This window comes from Aeromonas sp. DNP9 (assembly GCF_001728955.1).
GTDB lineage: Bacteria > Pseudomonadota > Gammaproteobacteria > Enterobacterales > Aeromonadaceae > Aeromonas > Aeromonas veronii.
The window spans coordinates 140,369-160,762 of the sequence record NZ_LYSQ01000008.1; the positions used below are offsets into that span (position 1 = coordinate 140,369).

Annotated in this window: 19 protein-coding genes and 1 pseudogene; 7 read left to right on the top strand and 13 right to left on the bottom strand. The window is 52.3% G+C overall.

The window, feature by feature from the left end; translation table 11 throughout:
• Nucleotides 1-12: 12 nt before the first annotated feature.
• The 9 genes from A9G06_RS07550 to A9G06_RS07585 form a co-directional block, all read right to left on the bottom strand.
• On the bottom strand, nt 13-2,001 hold the full coding sequence (locus A9G06_RS07550) for a methyltransferase (RefSeq protein WP_069554787.1): 1,989 nt from the start codon (nt 1,999-2,001) through the stop codon (nt 13-15).
• Nucleotides 1,998-3,338 carry an ABC transporter ATP-binding protein gene (locus A9G06_RS07555; protein ID WP_069554788.1) on the bottom strand — a complete coding sequence of 447 codons (1,341 nt, stop codon included), beginning with the start codon at nt 3,336-3,338 and terminating at the stop codon, nt 1,998-2,000. Before A9G06_RS07555 ends, A9G06_RS07550 begins: the two co-directional genes overlap by 4 nt.
• Nucleotides 3,328-4,146, bottom strand: coding sequence for an ABC transporter permease (locus A9G06_RS21415; RefSeq protein WP_083243750.1), 819 nt, complete (start codon nt 4,144-4,146; stop codon nt 3,328-3,330). The genes A9G06_RS07555 and A9G06_RS21415 overlap by 11 nt, the downstream gene beginning before the upstream one ends.
• The gene (gene rfbC / locus A9G06_RS07560; RefSeq protein ID WP_069554789.1) at nt 4,146-4,694 is read right to left on the bottom strand and encodes a dTDP-4-dehydrorhamnose 3,5-epimerase; all 549 of its coding nucleotides are present in this window, start codon (nt 4,692-4,694) and stop codon (nt 4,146-4,148) included. The genes A9G06_RS21415 and rfbC overlap by 1 nt, the downstream gene beginning before the upstream one ends.
• 61 nt (nt 4,695-4,755) lie before the next feature.
• On the bottom strand, nt 4,756-5,634 hold the full coding sequence (rfbA, locus tag A9G06_RS07565) for a glucose-1-phosphate thymidylyltransferase RfbA (RefSeq protein WP_069554790.1): 879 nt from the start codon (nt 5,632-5,634) through the stop codon (nt 4,756-4,758).
• A gap of 112 nt (nt 5,635-5,746) precedes the next feature.
• A complete protein-coding gene (rfbD, locus tag A9G06_RS07570) occupies nt 5,747-6,634 on the bottom strand; it encodes a dTDP-4-dehydrorhamnose reductase (RefSeq protein WP_069554791.1) in 888 nt (295 codons plus the stop codon).
• Nucleotides 6,634-7,719, bottom strand: a complete 1,086-nt coding sequence (gene rfbB / locus A9G06_RS07575) for a dTDP-glucose 4,6-dehydratase (RefSeq protein ID WP_069554792.1) — start codon at nt 7,717-7,719, stop codon at nt 6,634-6,636. Before rfbB ends, rfbD begins: the two co-directional genes overlap by 1 nt.
• A 577-nt stretch (nt 7,720-8,296) precedes the next feature.
• Nucleotides 8,297-11,446, bottom strand: a complete 3,150-nt coding sequence (locus A9G06_RS07580; protein ID WP_069554793.1) for an efflux RND transporter permease subunit — start codon at nt 11,444-11,446, stop codon at nt 8,297-8,299.
• 17 nt (nt 11,447-11,463) lie between these two features.
• A complete protein-coding gene (locus tag A9G06_RS07585) occupies nt 11,464-12,657 on the bottom strand; it encodes an efflux RND transporter periplasmic adaptor subunit (protein WP_069554794.1) in 1,194 nt (397 codons plus the stop codon).
• A 140-nt stretch (nt 12,658-12,797) separates the two neighbouring features.
• On the opposite strand from A9G06_RS07585, the gene A9G06_RS07590 reads away from it, so the two are divergent.
• From A9G06_RS07590 to A9G06_RS07615, 6 genes are all read left to right on the top strand, one after another.
• Nucleotides 12,798-13,436 (top strand): TetR family transcriptional regulator, encoded by a 639-nt coding sequence (locus tag A9G06_RS07590; protein WP_005359187.1) that lies wholly within the window; start codon nt 12,798-12,800, stop codon nt 13,434-13,436.
• A 105-nt stretch (nt 13,437-13,541) separates the two neighbouring features.
• Nucleotides 13,542-14,093, top strand: a complete 552-nt coding sequence (locus tag A9G06_RS07595; protein WP_069527469.1) for a hypothetical protein — start codon at nt 13,542-13,544, stop codon at nt 14,091-14,093.
• Between the two features lie 192 nt (nt 14,094-14,285).
• Nucleotides 14,286-15,467: a dicarboxylate/amino acid:cation symporter gene (locus A9G06_RS07600; RefSeq protein ID WP_069527471.1), complete on the top strand. Its 1,182-nt coding sequence runs from the start codon at nt 14,286-14,288 to the stop codon at nt 15,465-15,467.
• 214 nt (nt 15,468-15,681) lie between these two features.
• Nucleotides 15,682-15,996, top strand: a complete 315-nt coding sequence (locus A9G06_RS07605; protein WP_069527472.1) for a DUF134 domain-containing protein — start codon at nt 15,682-15,684, stop codon at nt 15,994-15,996.
• Nucleotides 15,993-16,565, top strand: a complete 573-nt coding sequence (locus A9G06_RS07610; protein ID WP_069554795.1) for a NifB/NifX family molybdenum-iron cluster-binding protein — start codon at nt 15,993-15,995, stop codon at nt 16,563-16,565. The genes A9G06_RS07605 and A9G06_RS07610 overlap by 4 nt, the downstream gene beginning before the upstream one ends.
• Nucleotides 16,566-16,607: 42 nt before the next feature.
• Nucleotides 16,608-16,793 (top strand): hypothetical protein, encoded by a 186-nt coding sequence (locus A9G06_RS07615; RefSeq protein WP_069554796.1) that lies wholly within the window; start codon nt 16,608-16,610, stop codon nt 16,791-16,793.
• Nucleotides 16,794-16,958: 165 nt separating this feature from the next.
• Here the strand turns inward: A9G06_RS07615 and A9G06_RS07620 are convergent, their stop codons facing one another.
• The 4 genes and pseudogenes from A9G06_RS07620 to A9G06_RS07630 all read right to left on the bottom strand — a co-directional run bounded on the left by A9G06_RS07620 (nt 16,959) and on the right by A9G06_RS07630 (nt 19,809).
• Nucleotides 16,959-18,083: an HD domain-containing phosphohydrolase gene (locus tag A9G06_RS07620; protein WP_069554797.1), complete on the bottom strand. Its 1,125-nt coding sequence runs from the start codon at nt 18,081-18,083 to the stop codon at nt 16,959-16,961.
• A gap of 971 nt (nt 18,084-19,054) precedes the next feature.
• Complete coding sequence (locus A9G06_RS07625; protein WP_069554798.1) at nt 19,055-19,357, bottom strand: hypothetical protein; 303 nt, start codon at nt 19,355-19,357, stop codon at nt 19,055-19,057.
• 33 nt (nt 19,358-19,390) lie between these two features.
• Nucleotides 19,391-19,507 (bottom strand): annotated as a pseudogene (locus A9G06_RS21895) (IS630 family transposase); the annotation flags it as partial.
• 62 nt (nt 19,508-19,569) lie between these two features.
• Nucleotides 19,570-19,809, bottom strand: coding sequence for a hypothetical protein (locus tag A9G06_RS07630; protein WP_042024897.1), 240 nt, complete (start codon nt 19,807-19,809; stop codon nt 19,570-19,572).
• A gap of 110 nt (nt 19,810-19,919) precedes the next feature.
• On the opposite strand from A9G06_RS07630, the gene A9G06_RS07635 reads away from it, so the two are divergent.
• Nucleotides 19,920-20,147 (top strand): helix-turn-helix transcriptional regulator, encoded by a 228-nt coding sequence (locus tag A9G06_RS07635; RefSeq protein ID WP_081043428.1) that lies wholly within the window; start codon nt 19,920-19,922, stop codon nt 20,145-20,147.
• Nucleotides 20,148-20,394 lie beyond the last annotated feature (247 nt).

The following is a 20,394-nucleotide window of genomic DNA, read 5'->3' on the forward strand; positions in this document are numbered from 1 at the left end:
TTGTCCTAAATACTATGATTTATTAGAGATAAAAGACTTTATTTTTCTAAGTGGCATAGTAATTTTCCAAGAAAGAGATCCTGTAATTCTTTCAATGCTTGTCAAATAAAGGGCTCGTTCTTGATTAATTGTATAATTTGATAATTTAAGACTCTCTATTTGAGATTTTAAATCATCATTTTCTAATCTACATTTATTGATAATAGCATCATTCGATAGCTTAAGGCTCTCTACTTGAGTTTTTAAATTATCAGTTTCCAATCTACACTTATCGATAATGTCAAAAAGATTATGATGCTCATACACACTGTTTTCAAACACGATATCATTAGAATTTTTGAATACTAGCTGTATTTCATCAGAAAAAGTAAATTTATTACATCCAGTAACAGACTGACGCAGATCCTCTTCTCGCGACACATATGAATTATATTTTTCTTCATCTATTGGCAATCCCATAGACTCAAAAGAATAGAATATAAAGTCACGAAGAGTACGTATACGCCCCCCTTCAGGCTGACCTATTTTAGTTACAATATTAATAATGGAAATAAGTGAACGGAAAATAAGATAGCCAAGCTCTAACTCAGATCTATAAACCCATTCTCTATCGATGATAGCGTATTCATTATTTTCAATGACCATAATATTTTGTGGAATTGCATCTAACAAATAACCGGGCAATAATGTATCAATATTCATATCAACATAAGGAATGCCACTCTCTATGCTAATAATGTTAATATATTTTTTGAAAAATGAAGCTAACATCTCTTTACAAAAATGGCTATCTGTCACAATCTTTATAAATTCAAGAGCTAGCAAGTCCCCATTTTTGTATTCTGGGCCTTCAACAGTTATTAGGTCAACTACACAACTTTGACTTTTATATTTCCCATCATAAAATGGGAATTTCACGGTTGTGAATATTTCTTCGCTATCATTACAGAAGAACTGTCTTTCTTTACAAAATTTCTTTTCTCTATTCGTTGAATAACTATATGCAATAGGGGCATCATAATCATCTTTCGTTAGCTCTAAACTACCGATACAAAGGAAAGAGTTAGAGAGATCTAGTGTTAATCCATTTGCATCTATATATTCCCAAACTCTCTCTATATTGAAATTAGTAATTCTTGGTAGAAGAGAATCCCTTCGAGAGCTTAATATAGGGAAAATTTTGCTATCGAATCGGCTTAGCTCAAGTGCCCTTTCAGTTAAAATAAAACTCGGAAACTTGTAGTCAGGAAAAGGCGCAAGGAACTCAATACTTTCAAATCCAGAAGCAGAAAGATGATTCTTTAATTCAATCTTACCAAAGGTAATTGCTTCATTAGACCTATATCTACCCTCGATGCCATACATGGGTGTTCCAAGATGATCCTCCCCTGCACCAGCAAAATATTTAAGTCCCAGTCTATTTTCAATCGCAATTATTATTTTTCCATCTGGCTTTAGAAAAGACTTGGCCTTCTCCAACATATATTTAATTGGATTCTCATCAGAGCTGAAAACGTTAGCGTACTCTAATACACCAATTAATGTTACGAAATCGAATTTCTTCTCTACTTCAAATCCCTCAAAAGAATCGGCCACTATTGTTACATTCTCAAGATCTCTTGTACGTTCTCTTGCAATTGTAGCTCGTCTTATGGAACCTTCAAGTGTAAGTAAGTTCGCACCACATTCGCCAATGTACCTTGATATAGCACCACAACCACCACCGATTTCTAATACATCCTTACCCCCAAATTGCTCACCAAAAGGTCTTAAGATATTAGATCTCTCTGGTGAAAAGTGATATGTTTGAGGCCAGTTTGTACAGTGCTCTTTAAGTTCTCTAGAGTAGACATCTACATCATTACAATTTTTAAGAATCTCTATAATTCTACTTTCAACATCATCTCCATCATTATATGCGATACTCGTATAACTAGATTTACACCAAATCTTGTTTTTTTCATCGAATGAATATCCGACTAAAAAATTTTTAATACTCATGTATTAACACCCTCAACGTTCCACTCTAACCCCAAATCAACTAATCCAAAGAAGGTGCAATCTGGTTTTACCTGTAGATGTATGGAGTCATAGCGACGATCATGTGGCACTACTTCCTCTCCATTTTTTGTCGCTATGCCGACGGATACAAAATAATCACCGGGAGATAATTTGCATTCGAATTTAGCATTTATAACTGCAACTTCGCCAGGCCTTCCATACTGTCTAAACTCATTAAAATTAAGACTTTCACTATTAACTCCATAGACGGTAACCCCTTCTTTGGTTTTTATCGTTATCCCAATAATAGGGCAAACTACTGCTTTTATAAATTGAACAGCTAGAGTTAAAGAAACTTTTTGGCCTGTACTAATAGCAGAAGGATAAATAACATCATCAGCTGAAAGATAAAAGTCTAAAATTTTCGCAGCCCCATCACCCCATCGATACTCATATGGATTGTAACCTGGACGTGTTGCATATACGTCTGCAGTGCAGTTTACTTGCACATGTTTTTTCAGCTGCTCAACCTTATTATCGTCCAATTGAGGCATATCATTGTTAACTATTTCCTCTTTTCCAAAGAGCAAATCCATATATCTATTTATTACAGTATTTGGGTGACCTTGTTCTATCACGTTCCCTTTATCGATCAACACAGCATGAGAGCAGTGCGTAACAATCTGCTCGCTTGAATGAGTAACCAGCAGAATACTGGTTCCATTCTCTTTTAGCTGTTTTAACCTATCGAAACATTTTGCTTGGAACTTTGCATCTCCAACAGCAAGTGCCTCGTCTACGATAAGGATGTCAGGGCTAGATTGAGCCTGGACAGCAAAGGCCAATCTCACCATCATTCCGCTAGAGTAGGTTTTTACTGGTTGATCTATAAACTCCCCTATATCGGCAAATTCTAATATATCTTGAAATCGCTCATCGATCTCCTCACGGCTTAAACCAAGGATGGCGGCATTCAAATAGACGTTTTCTCTACCTGTAAATTCAGGATTAAACCCAGACCCTAACTCAAGTAGTGCCGCAATTCTTCCGTGTGTATGTATTTTACCTGTAGTTTGATTTAAAGTGCCGCAAATCATCTGTAATAATGTAGACTTTCCACTACCATTGCGCCCAATAATACCAACTGTTTCCCCTCTTTTTACTTCAAAAGTAATGTCTTTAACAGCCCAATACTCTCTGAAATATTTTTTCTGTGTGAGATGAAATAATTTTTGAACACGTGGAAATATAAATTGCTTTAATCTGTCTCGAGGTTTTTCATATATATGATAGCACTTCGAAACATTCTCAATTTTTATAGCAACATCAGATGACATCAGAAAAACCTTTACGTGTATTCTGGAACCAAGCAAATCCTACCCATGCAATAAGTAGTGACATGATGAAAATAATTCCATTCATCAGTAAGTCAGGTGACTTACCAAAATATAATACATCCCTTGCTTGCTCTATAAATGGCACAAGGGGATTTAAATATAGAATAGACCTGTAATGTTCTGGCAATGATGAAATCGGATAAAAAACACCACTCATGAACATCAATACAGTAGTTAGCACCCCAATGATCTGTGATACATCTCGTAGATAAACACCTAATGAAGAAATAATCCAACTCAACCCTAAAATGAAAAATATATAGGGGATTATTATAAATGGGATAAATAAAGACGATGCGTGTGGAATTCCAATCAAAATACTATATGCCAGAATCCATACAATCAAACTAATGCCAGCATGAAATAAACTCGATAGCAAATTAACAACTGGTAATATCTCTAAAGGGAAAACGACTTTTTTTACATAATTAGTATTGGACAATATTATGTTTGGCGCCTGATTAATTGTTTCTGAAAAAAGATTGAACATTAACATGCCAGCGAATAGGATTAGTGCAAACTCTGCTTTGGATCCAGTTCCCACACCCCATCGAGCATTAAATACCTCACTGAACACAAAAGTATACACTGCCAACATAAAAAGTGGATTAAAAAACGACCACAACATGCCGAGTATAGAACCTCTATACCGTCCTAAAATATCACGCTTTACAAATGCTTTTATTAGAGCCTTGTTGCACCATAATACAGTAAACATTGCTTTGGGTGAGGAAGGAAAATGCTTCATTAATCAAATATCTCCGCATTTTTAAATTCTATTCCGCTTTGATCTTTAAGAGATAGTTGCGGTAATAGCTCTGAAACCCAATCAATATCAATTGTGATGTCATTCCATACGATACAACGTTCATACGCAGGTGCATAATAATTCGTTGTTTTATATAAAAATTCAGCAGTTTCACTCAATGTAATAAATCCATGGGCAAACCCTTCCGGGATCCACAACTGTCGCTTATTTTCTCCTGACAGGTGAACCCCAACCCACTGGCCGAAGGTCGGTGAGCTTTTGCGGATATCTACCGCAACATCAAACACTTCACCGGCCACACAACGCACCAACTTGCCCTGCGCATGGGGCGGCAACTGATAGTGCAACCCACGCAACACCCCTTTCGACGATTTGGAGTGATTATCCTGCACAAAAGTCACCGGATATCCTACCGCTTCTTCAAACAACTTGTGGTTGAAACTTTCAAAGAAAAAACCACGCTCGTCACCAAATACCTTTGGCTCAAAAATAAGTACGTCAGGGATCGCTGTCTTGATTACATTCATCTGTCTATCCACATTTAATTCAATCTTTATGGGGGGAGCATCTTGCCTCTCACATATCACATCAGGCTTTAGCAACCATTTTTAGCAAATATTGACCATACGCATTCTTTGCCAACGGCGCAGCAAGTTCACGGATCTGCTCGGCAGTAATAAACTTCTGGCGATAGGCAATCTCTTCCGGACAGGCCACCTTCAACCCCTGACGGGTCTCGATGGTCTGAATAAAGTTGCTCGCTTCAATCAGGCTTTCATGAGTACCGGTATCCAGCCAGGCATAACCACGGCCCATCATGGCCACCGACAGATTGCCTTGCTCCAGATAGATACGGTTCACATCGGTAATCTCCAGCTCACCACGGGGCGACGGCTTCAGGCTCTTGGCGAGCGTCACCACGCTGTTGTCATAGAAATAGAGGCCGGTCACCGCATAGTTGCTTTTGGGCACCAGTGGCTTCTCTTCCAGAGAAATAGCGGAGCCCTCTTTATCAAATTCCACCACCCCATAACGCTCGGGGTCGTGTACATGGTAAGCAAAGACGGTAGCACCGCTCTCCTTGGCCGATGCTGCTGCCAACTGTTTCTGCAGATCGTGGCCGTAGAAGATGTTGTCGCCGAGCACAAGGGCACAGGGGTCTGACCCGATAAACTCTTCACCCAGAATAAAGGCTTGTGCCAACCCGTCTGGGCTTGGTTGTACCTTGTATTGCAAGTTCAGACCCCACTGGCTGCCGTCACCCAGCAATTGCTCAAAGCGGGGGGTATCTTGCGGCGTGCTGATGATCAAAATATCGCGAATACCGGCCAGCATCAGGGTGCTGAGCGGGTAGTAGATCATCGGCTTGTCATAGATGGGCAGCAGCTGCTTGCTCACTGCCATGGTCACAGGATAAAGACGGGTGCCTGAGCCACCGGCCAGAATAATGCCTTTACGTTTTGTCATGATGCTTGTTTCTTATTTTTAAATTGCAAAAGAAAAGGGTGGCTTGTGGCCTCGCCTTTACGTTTTATCCCTGCCAGCCATGGAGGCAGTCACTCCATCCCTGGCCAGTAATTTACTTGCCGAGGATCTCGGTCAACATCCGCTCTACACCGACGGTCCACTCTGGCAGCACCAGATCAAAGGTGCGCTGGAATTTGCCGGTATCAAGGCGGGAGTTATGGGGGCGTTTGGCCGGCGTCGGGAAGGCACTGGTCGGCACTGCATTGAGTTGCGTGACCGCCAGTTCAACACCAGCCTCTCTGGCTTTGGCAAACACCAGCTGGGCGTAGTCAAACCAGGTGGTGGTACCGGAGGCAATCAGATGGTACAGCCCGGCGACCTCGGGTTTGCGCTGCGCCACGCGGAGAGCATGGGCAGTACAATCGGCCAGCAACTCGGCCCCGGTCGGAGCGCCGAACTGGTCATTGATAACCGACATCTCGCTACGCTCTTTGCCAAAGCGCAGCATGGTTTTGGCAAAATTGGCCCCCCGTGCGGCGTAGACCCAACTGGTACGGAAGATCAAATGACGAGCGCAGAGAGCGGCGCCTTGTTCCCCTGCCAGCTTGGTTTCGCCATAGACGTTGAGTGGGGCGGTCGCATCAGTTTCCACCCAGGGGCGCTCGCCGCTGCCATCGAACACATAGTCGGTGGAGTAGTGAACCAACCAGGCACCCAAGATTTGCGCTTCTTTGGCAATCGCCGCCACGCTGGTGGCATTGAGCAGTTCGGCAAACTCCCGCTCGCTCTCTGCTTTGTCGACTGCAGTATGGGCCGCTGCGTTAACAATCACATCCGGCTTGACCAGACGCACTGTTTCGGCCACCCCTGCAGGGTTACTAAAGTCACCGCAATAGTCGGTGGAGTCAAAATCAACGGCCGTGATGCGGCCCAGCGGTGCCAGTGCTCGTTGCAGCTCCCAGCCTACCTGGCCGTTTTTGCCAAAAAGCAGAATATGCATCAGATACGCTCCACGTAATTCTGCTCAATCCAGGATTGGTAGGCACCGCTCTTGACGTTATTCACCCACTGCTGGTTATCCAGATACCACTGCACGGTTTTGCGAATACCGGATTCAAATGTCTCTTGCGGTTGCCAAGCAAGCTCACTGCTCATCTTGGTCGCATCAATGGCATAGCGGCGATCGTGACCGGGGCGATCCGCCACATAGGTGATTTGATCGCGGTAAGAGCCCACTTTCGGCACCATCTCGTCAAGCAAATCGCAGATGGTGTGTACCACTTCCAGATTCTGCTTCTCGTTATGACCGCCGATGTTGTAGGTCTCCCCCACCAAGCCCGTGGTCACCACCTTGTAGAGCGCACGCGCGTGGTCCTCCACATAGAGCCAGTCACGGATCTGGTCGCCCTTGCCATAGATAGGTAACGGCTTGCCATCCAGCGCGTTAAGAATGACCAGCGGGATCAGCTTCTCGGGGAAGTGGTACGGGCCGTAGTTGTTGGAGCAGTTGGTGACGATGGTGGGCAGGCCGTAAGTACGGCGCCAGGCGCGAACCAGATGGTCGCTGGAGGCCTTGGAGGCAGAATAGGGACTGCTGGGGGCGTAGGGGGTGGTCTCGGTAAAGAGCGACAATGGTTCACCGATGGCTACTTCATCCGGATGGGGCAGATCACCATATACTTCGTCAGTGGAGATATGGTGAAAACGGAAGGCCGCCTTGCGTACCTCGTCCAGACCGTTCCAGTAAGCGCGAGCCGCTTCCAGCAACATATAGGTGCCGACGATATTGGTCTCGATAAAGTCAGCCGGCCCTGTGATGGAGCGGTCAACATGACTCTCGGCGGCCAGATGCATCACGGCATCCGGCTGGTGCAGAGCAAAGACCCGATCCAGCTCGGCGCGATTGCAAATATCTACTTGTTCGAAGGCATAACGCTCACTTGACGAGACATCGACCAAGGATTCCAGATTGCCGGCATAGGTGAGTTTATCGAGATTAATAACGGAATCTTGGGTATCACGGATAATATGGCGCACAACAGCAGAGCCGATAAAGCCTGCGCCACCGGTAACGAGAATTTTCATAGATAGGTTATCTCTTGCGAAGAGTTGATATGTGATAGGTGCGGACTGAAATGGAGTAAAACGCTGAAGAATTAAAACAATGCTTGAAACTCGATCAACATCCGAGACTTGATATTTTTAAACGCAATATTTGCACCGATGACAGACAAACATCATAGCTACCGCCCCTGAGTTACAGCCCCCAGCTTGCTGCTTTTTACCATATTGCTCACGCCTTTGGTCATCATACCTCCAGCATCGTTATGTCTTGGCAGCGTTGATCGCAACCTTTCTCACGGACACACCGCAAGTTGGCACACTGCACCAGCCCGATTTATAGGGAATTCTATCCCGTTTTTCCCAAGGATGAACAGTTGAAAGTAATTTGTGATGGGTGCAACTTGAGGCTCATCACAACATCAAGAGCGCGAAATGCCTACTCATACCTCGCTTTCTCTATTACAACCACGCAATTTTTGCTTACATTTTTCACAAAAAACAGGGCAACCCATGGGGTTGCCCTGTTTGATTGTCAGCCAGACCAAAGCTGGCTGGCGATTTATTGAACTCTGTTCAAATTAGCTAAACCTGCATGCCATCAGTCACCTTTTGACTCAACTGCTGCAGCCATGCGCGACTCTTTACTCTTGTGGCTAGTGAAGTAGCGCATCACCAACACAAAGAAGAGCGGCACGAAGAAGATGGCCAGCACGGTGGCGCTGATCATCCCCCCCATCACGCCAGTACCGATGGCGTTACGGCTGCTGGCACCGGCGCCGGAGCTGATCACCAGCGGCAGCACCCCGAGGATAAAGGCAAGCGAGGTCATCAGGATCGGACGCAGACGCAGACGTGCCGCCTCCACCACGGCCTCACCCAAGCCCATCCCCTTGTCATAGAGCTCTTTGGCAAATTCCACGATCAGAATCGCGTTCTTCGCCGACAAGCCGATGGTGGTGAGCAAGCCCACCTGGAAGTAGACATCGTTCTCCAACCCGCGCAGGGTGGCAGCCACAATGGCCCCCAGTACCCCGAGCGGCACCACCAGCATCACCGAGAACGGAATGCTCCAGCTCTCGTAGAGGGCCGCCAGACAGAGGAACACCACCAACAAGGAGATGGCGTAGAGCGCAGGTGCCTGTGAACCGGCCTGCCGCTCCTGGAAGGAGAGCCCGGTCCACTCGATGCCCACCCCTTCCGGCAGCTGTTTCACCATCTGTTCGATAGCGGCCATCGCATCACCGGTACTCTTGCCGGGCGCCGCCTCACCGACGATCTCCATCGCCGGTACGCCGTTGTAACGCTCCAGACGCGGTGAGCCGAAGCTCCACTCGGTGCTGGCAAAGGCGGAGAAGGGCACCATCTGACCGGCACTGTTGCGCACATACCAGAGTTTCAGATCTTCCGGGTTCATCCGGAAGGGGGCATCCGCCTGCATGTAGACCTTCTTGATCCGGCCACGGTCGACGAAGTCATTGACGTAGAACGAACCCCAAGCGGTAGCCAGGGTGTTGTTGATATCCGCGATGGAGAGCCCCTGCGCCAGCGCCTTCTCGTAGTCGATCTTGATATCGAGCTGGGGGGTGTCTTCCATCCCGTTCGGGCGCACCCGCACCAAGGTGGGATCCTGCGCCGCCATGCCGAGCAGCTGATTACGCGCCGCCATCAGCTTGTCGTGACCGATACCGCCGCGATCCTGCAGGAAGAAGTCAAAACCGGTCGCCGTCCCCAGCTCCGGGATCGGAGGCAGGTTAAAGGCGAACACTTGCGCCTCCTTGATGCTGAAGAGATAGCCCATGGCGCGGCCGATGATGGCATTGGCGCTGCGATCCGGGCTCTTGCGCTCGCTCCAGTCCTTGAGCTTGATAAAGGCCATACCCGCGTTCTGGCCACTACCGGCGAAGCTGAAGCCGGATACGGTCAGTACGGAGTCGACATTATCCTTCTCGTTTTTCAGGAAGTAGTCGCGCATGTCCGCCAGCACCACCTCGGTGCGCTGCTTGGTGGCCCCCACCGGCAGTTGCACCATGGACATGATGACCCCCTGATCCTCTTCCGGCAGGAAGGAGGTGGGCATCCGCATAAAGAGCACTGCCAACACCGCCAGCATGGCACCGTAGATCAGGCTGTAGCGCACGCCCTGCTTGATCACCTTGCGCACACCGCTCTGATAGCGGTTGGTACCGGCATCAAAGGCGCGGTTGAACCAGCCAAAGAAGCCGCGCTTGGCACCAAACTCGCCATGTTTCATCGGCTTGAGCAGGGTGGCACAAAGGGCCGGTGTCAGGATCAACGCCACCAGCACCGACAGCACCATGGCCGAGACGATGGTCAGTGAGAACTGGCGATAGATGGCACCGGTCGAGCCGCCGAAGAAGGCCATCGGCACGAACACGGCGGAGAGCACCAGGGCGATCCCCACCAGCGCGCCGGTGATCTGGGTCATCGACTTGCGGGTCGCTTCCAGCGGGGAGAGATCCTCCTCGCTCATCAGCCGCTCCACGTTTTCCACCACCACGATGGCGTCATCCACCAAGAGGCCGATGGCCAGCACCATACCGAACATGGTAAGGGTATTGATGGAGAAGCCGAATGCCGCCATCACCCCGAAGGTACCGAGCAGCACCACAGGCACCGCAATAGTCGGGATCAGGGTGGCGCGGAAGTTCTGCAGGAACAGATACATGACGCAGAACACCAGGAAGATCGCCTCGATCAGGGTCTGCACCACCTCCTCAATGGAGATCTTCACAAACGGCGTGGTGTCGTAGGGGTAGACAATCTCCATGTTGGCCGGGAAGTAATCCGACAGCTCATTGAGCTTGGCACGCACCTTCTCGGCGGTATCCAGCGCGTTGGCGCCGGTGGCCAGCTTGATGGCGACCGCGGCGGTAGACTGGCCGTTGTAGAGCGCATCGGCGTCATAGCTTTCGCCTGCCAGCTCGACCCGGGCCACATCTTTCAGCCGCACCTTGGAGCCATCCTGATTCACCCGCAGCAGGATGTCGTTGAACTGCTCCACGGTAGAGAGACGGGTCTGCCCCATGATGGTGGCGGTGAACTGCTGATCTTCCACCGACGGGGTGCCACCCAGCTTGCCGAACGCCACCTGGGCGTTCTGCGCCTTGATGGCTGCCTGCACATCACCAGGAGTCATTTGCACCCGATTGAGTTTGTTGGGATCGAGCCACACCCGCATGGAATACTGGCTGCCGAACAAGGTGATATCCCCTACCCCGTCCAGACGGCTCAGGGGCTCCTTGATATTGGAGACCACATAGTCCGCCAGATCGTCGTTGTTCATCGAGCCATCGCTGGAGATGAAGGCCGCGACCATCAGGAAGCTGCTGGAGGTCTTCTGTACCCGGATCCCCTGCTGCTGCACCTCTTGCGGCAGCAGCGACATCGCTTGTTGCAGCTTGTTCTGCACCTGTACCTGGGCGATATCGGGATCGGTTCCCGGCTGGAAGGTGAGGGTCACCGACACCCGCCCCGCGGAGTCAGACTGGGAGGACATGTAGAGCAGGTGATCCAGCCCGGTCATGTTCTGTTCGATGATCTGGGTCACCGAGTCTTCTACCGTTTTGGCGGAGGCGCCCGGATAGCTGGCGGAAATACCGACAGCGGGCGGCGCAATGCTCGGATACTGGGCGACCGGCAATTTGATGATGGCCAAGCTGCCCGCCAGCATGATCACCAGTGCGATCACCCAGGCAAAAATGGGTCTGTCTATAAAAAATCGAGCCATGAAGCGACTACTCCATCCTACTTGTTGGCCGGGGTGTTGGACGCAGCTTGAGCAGACGCTACATCAGCACCCTGCTCGGCGGGCTTGACCACGGCGCCCGGTCGTACTTTCTGCAAGCCAGCCACGATCACCCGCTCGCCGGAGGTGAGCCCTGACTCAACCACCCAGTTGCTGCCAACGACCCGGCTCAGCTGCACGTTGCGCAGCTCCACCTTGTTGTCAGCCGTCACCACCATCACGGTGGCGCCACCATTGGGGGTGCGAGTCACGGCAGTTTGCGGCACCAGCAGCCCTTGCGCTCGCTCACCCTCTTGCAGGGTGGCGCGCATAAACATGCCGGGCAGCAGCAGTTGGTGAGGGTTGGGCACAATCACCCGCAGGGTCACCATGCCGGAGGTCTCATCCACGGTCACATCGGAGAACTGCAACGAGCCCTCTTCGCCATAGGTACTGCCATCTTCCAGCTGGAAGGTCACCCTGGCCCCCTTCTGCTCGTCCTGGGTCAGCTTGCCCTCGGCGACCAGTCGCTTGAGGCGCAGCAGATCGGCGGTGGACTGACGCACATCTACATACATGGGATCGAGCTGCTGGATGGCGGTCAGGCTGTCAGCTTGCTGGGCTGTCACCAGCGCCCCCTCGGTCACCGCGGATTTACCGATGCGGCCACTGATAGGGGCGGTGATGCGGGTGTAACCGAGATTGATCTCGGCAGTACGCAAAGCCGCCTTACTCGCCATGATCTCCGCCTTGGCCTGCTTCCAGCTGGCGTCGGCGTCGTCATAGTCCTGACGGCTGATGGATTTGACCTTGAGCAGCTCCTGATAGCGCTGCGCCTTGAGGCGGGCACTCTGCTCGTTGGCCTCGGCCTTGGCCAGATTGGCCTTGGCGCTGGCGACTGCCGCCTGATAGACAGCCGGGTCGATCTGATAGAGCAGATCGCCCGCCTTCACATCGCTCCCCTCGGTAAAGAGGCGCTTGAGGATGATGCCGCTCACCTGCGGACGCACTTCAGCCACCCGCAACGGGGCGCTGCGGCCGGTCAACTCGGTGGTCAACATCAGCGGACCGCTCTGCAGGGTCACTACGTTGACCGCCGCGGGGGGCATGTCGCCCTGTCCCTGGGGGGCGCCCCCCTTGTCACCACAACCTGCCAGCAAGCCTGTAGCCAGCAAGGCAAGACCAACTGAACGAGCAAGAATATGTTTATGCATGAAACACCTGAGCCTTTGCCAGTCAATGAACAATCAGGGCCACATGGGCCCTGTTGGTAAATAGTCGAAAGATGAGGCAATATACATACATTCATAAATGTATGTAAGTGACTTTTTGCTTGCATGAGGTACAAATTTCGATGGCCAGACGAACCAAAGAAGAGGCGCAGCAAACCCGCTGCCACATCATGAGCACGGCGCTGGATCTGTTCTGCTCTCAGGGCCTGGCCAAGACCAGCCTGACCGACATCGCCAGAGCGGCAGACCTGACCCGCGGGGCCATCTATTGGCACTTCAAGAACAAGGATGAACTCTTCATTTCGCTCTGGCAGGAACTCTGCAGCCCCCTCGCCCACCAGCTCGATGCCTGCCTCAATCCAGATGAGCCGGATCCGCTGGGGCAACTGCGCCTCTTCTTCGAAGGGGTACTCCACAGCTTCATTCACAATCCGGCCCAGCGGCAGATGTTCACCATCCTGTTCAATCTCGAATCGCTGGAGGGGGAAGCCATCTCACTGCGCGAGCATATCCGAAGCCAGTCCGCCAACTTCTTTCGGGACCTGGAGACCACCCTGGCCAATGCGGTACGGCGGGGCCAACTGCCCGCCAACCTCAACCTGCAGCGCGCCGCCACCCTGCTCCACTGCACTCTGGATGGCTATATCATCAACTGGCTCCACTTTCCGGGGCGGATCGACCTGCAGGGCGAATCCGCCTTTATGATAGAGAGCATGTTCACCATGCTGGCCCAGCCCCACGGGCCTGCCTGCGGCCGCTAACCGGCTCCGGCAACTCTCACCCATCCAAATCGGGGCCTGACCGCGCGTTTTGGCAGTCAGGCCCCGATTTGTTACCCTGTGCGCCCCCTGCTTGAGGTAACCCCTGTGCCACACTCTGACGCCATCCCCGCTTCCCGGCCATTTAACGACCAGCACGCCCACGTTCGAGCTGCCTTTGTGGCGCACCTCAAACCCGATGCTCACCTGCTCAATGGTCAGTGCGGTATGGGGGAGGATCTGTGCTGGCTGCGTGCAGAAGGGTATGTGGTCACCGCCTGTGAAGCGGTACTGGCTGACGCCAAAGTAGCCTCACAGCAATCCGGACAAGCGGTGCGGGTCTGCCCGCTGGCGAAGATGCACTCGGTGCTCCCTTACGATGGCATCTGGCTGAGCCGCCCGCTTGATAGCGACGTGGCCACTCTTGTCCCCCTGTTGCAACAGCTGGCGACCCTGCTCAAAGCGGGCGCTCCGCTCTGCTTCCCCCTGCAGCCAAGCGGCAAGATAAGTCACGCTCAGCTACAGCAACTGATCACCACATCCGGGATAGCGCTGCAACTGGCGCCGATGGAAACCGCCTCGACCAACACGCCATCATGCACAAGTCAACACGCCACCCAGTACGTCATGTTGCTGCGTGGCGATCATCAGGCCACCTAACGGGCTAATTCATCACGGATTTTCCCGTTCAACGCCAAGCCGACAGCTAGTCGGCGATATTGGCTTTCGACAATATTTAACTCGGCGTTAACGCAGAAAAGGCAGACATAACACGGCTTACGTGTTAAAAGGTGTGATTAATATCAAATTTTAATAACAAAACAGACAATACAACCAACTCCGGATTTCCTTATGAAACTTGTCCTGAAACTCATTGCTGGCATCCTTGCCGGTCTCTTGCTCGGTCTCTACGCCCCTGAGTGGGTGGCGCGCGTGCTGTTTACGGCCAAGACAGTGATAGGTCAGCTGATCACCTTCACCATTCCGCTCATCATTCTGTTCTTTATCATGAGCGGCATCGCCAGCCTGCCGAAAAACTCCGGCAAGCTGCTGGGAAAAACCGTGGCCCTCTCCTACTGCTCCACCATTCTGGCAGGGCTATTCGCCTTTACCGTGGCTAGCCACCTGATCCCGCAGTTCACCACCGCCGCCGAGCCCACCACGGCCACGGCCATCAAACTCGCCTCCTACGTCAATCTGGAGATCCCGCCGCTGTTTGGCGTGATGTCGGCACTGGCCGCCGCCTTCGTGTTCGGCATCGGCATCAGCGCCACCCAGGCCACCGATCTGCGCCGGGTCGCCGATCAGGGTCGTGACATCATCGACCGCCTGCTGGCCAAGGTGATCATCCCGCTGCTGCCGTTCTACATCGCCGGGGTCTTTGTCGAGATGACGGTAGAAGGCACCGTATTCGCCACCCTGAAAACCTTCGGCGTGGTACTGGTGATGGCGATCCTGATGCACTGGGTCTGGCTATCCGTGCTGTTCGTGGGTACCGGTCTGGCCCTTGGCCGCTCACCGACCCAGCTCATCAAGAACATGCTGCCCGCCTACTTTACCGCGCTGGGGACCATGTCGAGCGCCGCTACCATTCCGGTCGCCCTGCAATCGAGCAAGAACAACGGGGTGAGCGACGGCATCGCCAACTTTACTGTGCCCCTGTGCGCCACCATTCACCTCTGTGGCTCCACCATTACCCTGGTCACCTGTGCCACCGCGGTGATGTTCCTCTCCGAGCATCTGGCCGTTCCGGGCATCGAGACCATGCTCCCCTTCATCATGATGCTGGGGGTGATCATGATCGCCGCCCCGGGCGCCCCGGGTGGTGGCGTGATGTCGGCGCTGGGCCTGCTCACCTCCATGCTCGGTTTCGGTGAAGCCTCCATCGCCCTGATGATCGCCCTCTATCTGGCGCAAGACAGCTTCGGCACCGCCTGCAACGTCACCGGTGACGGCGTGATTGCCCTGTGGGCGGATCGCTTCGCCAACGGTAGCGAGAGCGCAGCTCCTGTGGCCGAGGCCGAACAGGCGTAAACTCGCCGGGATTGCCCGACCATCCTCTGCAAAACCGCAGGCCCGAACCATGTTCGGGCCTGCGTCGTTTCTGCCACCTTCACTGCTTTTGTATGTCTTTCTCTTTACCCCCCTCTGCCGTAAACAGCACTGGCGCTACCCTCTGCATCAGACAAAATTATTGGCATATGCTACATATGAGCGTATAAATGGCTTATGCCAATAAGGAGCCACCATGCCAAGACCCAAGATTGCCCGCCAGATCTGTGGCCGCCCCGCCAACAGCTGCTTCAAACCCAACGGCCGCCCCATGCATCAGCTGGAACAGGTCACGCTGGCCCCTGACGAGTTCGAGGCACTGCGCCTCGTCGACCTTCAAGGAATGCAGCAGCAGGAGGCCGCCCTGGTGATGGGGGTCTCCCGCCAGACCCTGGCCAATATCCTGAAAAAAGGGCGCTACAAGGTGGTGGAGTGTCTGAGTCTGGGCAAGGCATTGATGATGCAACCCGCCGAGCCCGACCACCCAACCAGTGGAGAAGAGCCGAAATGAATCCTGTCACAAACATCCCCTGCAACAGCGCCCTGATGCTGAGTCAGGGGTTGCTGGCTGGCCACTTTACCCGTGCCGAGCAGCTGCAAATTCTTAACCCCGAAGGGAACGTCATCGCCACCCTGGCCAATCCGGCCGCAGCCGAAGGCTGCCACGGCAAGCAAGCGCTGCTCGACGCCCTCGCCCACTATCAGGTGGGTCAGGTGGTGGTGCGCAATATCGGCGAGCGGATGCTGAGTCGCCTGCTGGCGGCCAATATCCGGGTGCTGCAGTGCCGCTCTGCCCGCCTGCCGCTGCCCGCGCTGCTGGCCCCCGCCAATCTGCAACCTCTCACCGAGGCCAGTCAGGGCCGCCCATCTCGTCGTCATCAGAGCAAGGCGACTATCCGTGCCATCCAGCCCGTCGGCGCAGGCCAGAGTCATAGCCATTGTCATGGTGGTTGCAACAGTGGCTCCGATCACTGTTGCGCCAGTGGTGGCAATCAGGCAGAGAGCTCACGACAAGGCCATACTTGTTGCCACGGCAGTGAAGGCGCCAACCAGCAGGGCGGTTGCTGCCATCATCACTGATGCCATCGCCGTGCATGTCATCACCATCAAGGAGAAGAGATCATGTCCATCTGGTTGTTTAGCCTGCTCGCCTCGTTTGTGCTGATCCTGGCCATGGGCACCATCATCTGGTGGCGCCAATACCAGCTTGCCCAGAAGCGGGAAGATAAAGAGGTGCGCCCCTGTGGCTGCTCCAGCGCCTGCGCGGATCACCTCTACCAGATCAGCGAGCCGACGCCCAAAAAGTAACCTGACCGCAGCCGCCCTAGCCACAGATAGAAGGTCGGCAAAATAAGGGCGCGTGGAATCGAGAGGCGCATAAAAGAGAGGGGGCACCTGTTGGTGCCCCCTCTCTATATTTATTCCTCGTCATGCTTGAACCGCCTCTTTCCCCCTTATGCTCATCACACGCGCTCAACCCGGCTCGGCGCCGCTGGGCGCCACACTCGCAGAGCAGGCCGGATCCTGATACTGCTGATAGATGGCATAAAACTCGGCCTTGTTCTGCAGGGCTGCGGCAACGCAGGCGGGATCGAACTGGCTGCCGGCATGCTCCTCCAGATAGGCAAACGCCGTCTCGAACGGCCATGCCTTCTTGTAGGGGCGCTCGCTGGTCAGAGCATCAAACACATCGGCCACCGTCACGATGCGCGCCGCCAGCGGGATCGCCTCCCCCGCCAGCCCCAGCGGATAGCCGGTGCCGTCGAAGCGTTCGTGATGGCTGGCGATGATATTGGTCAGCATGTCGGTATGATGAATGCCATCGAGACCAAACTCGTTGATCATCAGGCTGATCATCTCCCGCCCCTTGCCGGGGTGGATCTTCATGATCTCGAACTCTTCCGGAGTCAGCTTGCCCGGCTTGAGCAAAATGGCATCCGGCACCGCGATCTTGCCGATGTCGTGCAGCTCGGAGAAGAGGTAGATAAACTCCACCTCCTCATCGCTCAGCCCGCTGGTCGGGGCCAGCGTCTTGGCGATCAGCCGGGAGTAGGCCGACATTCGGTGCAAATGGTTGGCGGTCTCCTCATCCCGATAACGGCTGAACTCCCGCGCCGTGGTCAGCGCGCCGCCGAGGGTCTGGATGGAGAAAAACTCCACCGCAATGATGGCCGACAGCGCCTGGGCATAGGCCGACAGCTCGCTGCGGATCGGCTCCTCGAAGTATCCCGGCTCCATGGCATCGCAAAACAGAAAGCCAAACAGCTTGCTGTTGAACAGCAGCGGCTCGGTATAGCTGGAGGCATAACCCGCCTCCAGCACCTTGCGGCTGTGCTCCGACGCCGAGCCACGCAGGGCATCCAGATTGCCGAGCACCCGGGGCTGCTTGTGCTCCGCCAGATAACTCAAGGAGGGGACATCGCTCAGCTTCACCTCATACTGCACCAGTGGCGAGGGCCCCTCGGTGCTGTGAGCAAAGGTCTTGAGCTGATCGGTATGGGGATCGTAAATCGCGATGGCTACCCGACTCAGCTTGTCAAAGCGCTGCCTGAGCGTGGCATGTACGCTCTGCATTTTTTCGCCAAATGAACTTTCCATCGCCTTCTCCAACGGGACCCCATGATGGAAGTATAGTGACTCCCTTTGACGCTCTCCCCGCCACAGAGTCAAAATTGACAGAAAAATCAACAAAGCAGCTTCCCCACAACAAGCCTGCATGGCAGAGGCAATAGCCCTACCAAGGGCGCGTCATCAGCGACTGCTGGTGCAACCCAATCTTGCCTGGTCGGAGATATTGTTCGGTTCTGCCATGCTGGCTGTATAGTTTTTGGTTAACCATTCCGGTAAAATCCGCGCCCTTAAAGAAGAGCCACCTAAGAGTGATTGAGCGATGTCCAACACAAAACAGGCCCCCAAAGTAGGATTCGTCTCCTTGGGTTGCCCCAAAGCAACAAGACCAATCCATGACTAATACTGTCAGTAAGGCTTGTGCTGGCGGGCTCCCATCACTGTACCGGTGCCGGAGCTGCAAGCTGTAGTACTGACATGTTTCTCAACACAGGATCATATATCCCGTTACCTAGGAGGTGTTCGTCCGTTCAGCCATCAGGATACGCCCGAACTCGCTCAGGCTGTGCTCGACCTCCTCAGCCGCATCGAGCATGGGATCCTGACTGAACGCTTAGGCTAGGATGTTATGTTGGGTTTACCGATATTAAAAAGGTGCTTAATGACGTCCGTCTCTATGGAGACCCATAAGGCGATGAAAACGCTGATTGGCGCCGGTTATAATCCAAAGAAGCTGAGGCTACGTTGGCATTACTTTACGAGGATGAGCGACAAATAAGTCCACAAATACAGCAAACCACGATGAGCGAAGAACGGTGGTCTTCCGTTGGCAGACATCAGGGCTGAAGCAACTTGGCTCACAAACAACCTCTTTTGGGAGGGCGCAATCGTGTTGTTTGCCACGTTAAAGTACATATTTTGGGGATGAGCATGCTGGGTGGCTCAACGCCCCCAGATTTGTTCAGGCTTCTACTGTATACAAAGATCAATATCGAATCTGTTCAGATAAGTTCAAGGTGCCGGTTAATCAATCCAAAATCAGCGACTGGTTCATAGCCTTTCTCTGAAAACATCAGCGCACCTCGCCGCTGCTCTTTCAGATTTGCTATGGCCTGAAAAAAACAGCTCTCGCACAGGTGAACTTCGTACCTTTCGCCATCGTGCTGAGTTCCATAACCCCAGTGGGCACTCAATGTGCCAAACTCGATGTTGCTAACACCCCCTTCTGTTTGACAACTCTCTTCACAAACATCACAGCGAATATCGCTGATTACCTCGACCTCTTTTTTGGTCATGATTTTCATCTCTTATTACTCCATTCATGCAGCATCTGCGAATCAACTGCATCGAGTCCGCAGGTTGACCACTCCTCTGCATTGATGATTACGCGTGATGGTCTGCCACTGCCGCTCTATATGATTCACCCAAGGGCTATAGACTGGCTTGAATAGCAGGCATGACTAATGATGGCCCTGAGAGAAAGACCCGAATGCCCTCCATCATGTCAGAGACTTGTTCACTTTCTTAGCTCCTGAGGTATCGGCCATTGCTGCTTAAAATCCATAAATTCAGCAACAAACGAAACCATAATGCTCTTAACAAATTCATCATATACGGATTGATTGATAGTGACATGTACGAATGACTCCACTCTCAAAGAATCTCCTACTGCGGCTAGGAAATCCGCATCTTGAAAGGTTAGTGTCACTGTGCCACTTTTTTGATTCTGGCTCAGAACGATCTGCTGATTGGACATTTTACACCTCGAAATGATGCTTATATGCAGTGTCATTATATGCGTGTACTAACAGCCGTGTACAGTACGCCGTATAACGTAGACCATAGATCCTCTAGTGAGGAGATAAAATGGATTCTGACGAGTTTGAGCTGGCGATGCTCGCAACTGCATTCGGTAAAAATGTACGAGAGCTGCGGTCTGCACGAGGTATGCAACAGGAAAAACTAGCGCTAATTGCTGGTATAGACCGTGGTCATATGGGAAAAATCGAACGTGGGGAGACTAGGGTAACCCTTGAAAAAGTTTATTTGATCGCAAAGGCCCTTGGGGTCTCGCCTGCATCATTGCTGCCATAGCCATAGCATGGCTGTTGCTCTTACCCAATGGCTCGCCCTGGATTTGCAATAAACTCGAACACACCAAACACCTCACCTTATCACTGCATACAAACCGCCCTGAGCTGGTTTGGTACAGTTTCAGCTCCAGCCAGTGCCAGGCGAAACCACACTCGTTGTCATCGGACGCATCAGGGAGATGCGTCACATTCGGCCAGAAGTTTGCCCACAAACGCTACATCCGTTGCTCCGTCGACCCTCACAGAGT